Source organism: Streptomyces sp. ADI96-02, from assembly GCF_003846185.1.
Classification (GTDB): domain Bacteria; phylum Actinomycetota; class Actinomycetes; order Streptomycetales; family Streptomycetaceae; genus Streptomyces.
Map to the genome: position 1 here is coordinate 6,188,148 of NZ_ML123034.1, position 3,054 is coordinate 6,191,201.

General features: G+C 69.1%; 3 protein-coding genes. 1 reads left to right on the top strand and 2 read right to left on the bottom strand.

Translation table 11 applies throughout. The features are described 5' to 3' along the window. A partial coding sequence (locus tag EES43_RS30860) for a hypothetical protein (protein ID WP_164493289.1) occupies window positions 1-331 on the bottom strand: 331 nt, incomplete at its 3' end. 1,186 nt (window positions 332-1,517) lie between these two features. On the opposite strand from EES43_RS30860, the gene EES43_RS27080 reads away from it, so the two are divergent. Then, entirely contained in the window at window positions 1,518-1,964 is a 447-nt protein-coding gene (locus tag EES43_RS27080) for a VOC family protein (RefSeq protein ID WP_124271181.1), read from the top strand. A gap of 295 nt (window positions 1,965-2,259) precedes the next feature. On the opposite strand, the gene EES43_RS27085 is transcribed toward EES43_RS27080, so the two are convergent. Continuing rightward, window positions 2,260-3,054: RICIN domain-containing protein (locus EES43_RS27085; protein WP_206430132.1), on the bottom strand; the 795-nt coding region annotated here is incomplete at its 5' end.

Consider the following 3,054-nt stretch of genomic DNA (forward strand, 5'->3'; position numbering starts at 1 on the left):
CCTCGACGACCGACGACTTCTCGGGCTGCTGCCCCAGGTAGGCGACCCATTCGACGAGTCCGCGCACGTCCTCCTGATGCGCTGTCGCCACCGCCGACTCGAACGAGCCGGCCTCTGCCTCCGCCAGCGTGCGGCCGAAGAACCCACGCAGCAACGACGCGTCCGCGTCCGCGCGCCACGCCGCCCCGTCCACCATTCGAGAGTCAATGGCCTCGGCTGCGGAGAGAGCTTCCTGATCACCGGTTTCGGCCGCGGACAGGAGCAGTGTTCTCGCCTGCATCGCGGTCTCCGGATGAATTTGCACGATCGCCTCCCAATGAAAGATTTCCAACCCACGGCAAGCTCGCCGTGCCGAACCTCGTGTTCGGCCGACCGGAACCTGCCGAAGCCAACCCGCCGACAACAAGTAACCGCAGGGGCGGGGCAGGCGCCCTCGGGGCCGCGAACGGTACGGCGGTCCTGGACGGATTGCCGCCCGCCGTAGAGATGTGAAGGCCGACCGCTCACGTCCCATCAAAACTATACCATCTGGAAGGCATAGAAACTGGGATGCGGCTCTTGCCTTCCCTAACGGGCAGGCGTGTCAAACACGTGACTCCTGCCGACTCGGGCATGCTTTCAGGGTGTGTCTGCCCGAGAGGCACGAGAAAGCCCAAGATCGGCCTCGCCCGACATCGACGCCATCGTGGCCCGCCTCGATCGCCCGGTGCGGAGCCGATCCAGGCCACCGGCCCGCCCGGTGCGGTGAGGTGCCCCAGTGCGGAAGCACGTCCTTATGGCGGACGGTGAGGACGCAGATCCGCCCCCACCGGCCGTGCTTCCCGGGCGGATCCGGGCGAGCACCGTCACGTCGCCCCCACGCGTAGCGTGGTCGCACCGGTCCTGGAACTCCTGGAACCCGTCCGCGGAGCTTCCGGCCGGACCGGGCCTCCTCCACATCGATCAAACCTTCGATCCGCCGTCCCTCCGGACCGCCCAGTACCGCGGCGAACACTTCCGCTCCGCCTCCGCCCACCCGCGCCTCCGGGCATGCTTGGCGACCGCCCGTGCGGACACGCGCCCGCTCACCACCGCCGCCAGGCGGCGTGACCGATGCCCTGCTCATGGCGCTCCCGCCCACTCCACGCCGCGCTCGACCAACTGCTCGACGTGTCCTCGGTCGGGGGGCGGTGACTGCGCCTTCCCGTTCGGCGTACTGGGCGAGCGTGGCGACCTCTCGCTCGAACGCCCAGCCCGCCGCCCGCCGGGCTCGCGTCTTCCGCACCCACCTCGGTCAGGCGCTCACGCTGCCCCCTCGGCCAACCGCTTCCACCCCTTCCGCTGAGCGACGAGCCTGCCTTGCGGGCGTGCGAGTACGGAAGAAGTCCCGTGCGGTTTCCTCCTTCGGACCTAGGCAAATGGTCTGCGTTGTCGCGTCCGAATTCTCGGGTTAGGTTCGTGTCTCCAGGATCTCGGCGGTTGTTCAATTGCGACTGTCGGGACCGGAGTGCTGGCGAATCAAGAAAGGCGTGATCATCGTGCGGGAATTGAACTGGTTCGACAACGTCGAGCCGCGGGTGCACCCCTGGCCGGGGCTGACGTGGATGACCACGGGCCTCTCCTGCGACGACGTGGCCGCCGCAGTCGAGTTCTACAGCAGTGCGCTCTCGTTCGTCGCCATCGCCGAAGTGCCCGACGACAAGGGGAAGCTGATTTTCGCGCGCATGCGCTACCGCGGCACCAACTTCACCCTCAACAGCCCCGAGTTCGACCCGAGCCTCAAGCAACCGAAGCCGGGCGACGACTCGAATTTCGCCTTCTACGTCTACGTCGATGACGTGCGCGCCGTCGAATCCCGGGTGAAGCTCGCGGGCGGCGAGACTCTGGTGCCCGTCGCGGAGCAGTTCTGGGGCGACCTCAAGGTCAGGATGCGCGACCCCTTCGGCTATGTCTGGGACTTCGCCCAGCCGATCCAGGCGAAGTAGCAAGGCGGCGGCCCACGAGCCAGGAAGGGGCGCGTTCGAGGGCAGGATGCGGGTGACGTACGCGAGGACGGCGGCCGGGCCGCCCGCCGGCATCGCATCGGAACGACCTCAATCGCGGTGATCCCCGGACGGCCGGCATCCTGGTCAGAGCGGGCAGGTTTCCGAGCGGTCGGAGAAGGTGGCCGTGGCAAGGTTCGCGTGGCACGCGCGCAGCGACCGCCCCTTGTCTGAACGGGATCCAGCGGGCCCGGCCGGGGCACCCGCAGAGTGATGGGGTGCCCGGCCGGGCACCCCATCACTCTGCGACGAGGGCCGGTCCGTACGGTACGGCGGGAGGACGCACGCCGATCGGGAGCTGCCCCCACACCCCGTAGCCGTACGTCATCGAGGCGGTCATCGCCTGCTTCGGGTCGTCGCGCGGCTCCTCCAGCCGTACCGGTTCGCCCGGCTGATCCGGGAGACCCAGCACGAGGCCGGAGTCCTTGGCGCGGATCCGGAAGGCTTCCGCGGCGAGCTCCTGAGTGTCGTACAGCTCCGTGTCCGGCTCAGGAGTTGGGGTGACCAGCTCCGGTATGGCGTGCCAGTCGCCGTCGCGGTACTCCTCCAGTAGGAACAGCTGTGCCGCGCTGCCGTCCGGCTCTCGCTGGACGACTGCCGCTCCGGTCTCGGTCCCGCAGGTGTGGACGGCTTTGCCGGAGTGGTGCAGCAGGATCCGGTGGAAGCCCGCCCCGTCCGGCTCGAAGAAGAACCGGCTGAGGGAGGTGTTGTCGTGTCGCTCCGCAGCCACCAGCGGTTCGCTCTCGCCGATCCCGCGGTCCAGCGGCACGGGCGAATGCGCGGCGCGGTGCCCGGTGGCTGCCACGTCCGCGGCGACGTCGGCGAGGCTCCGCTCGGGGTTGATCGCGCGGACGATCTCCTCGGTCAGCGGGCGCAGGGCGAGCACGCGGCGGATCGCGTCCGCGCGGGCGAAGCTGCCGTACTCCTGACCGAAGTTGTCGGGCAGCCAGAGGTTGCCGGGGGAGGGGTCGAGGAGATCGCCCAAACTGAACACGGGATCATGCTCGTCGGGGGCGTCGGGGGCGTCGGGGGC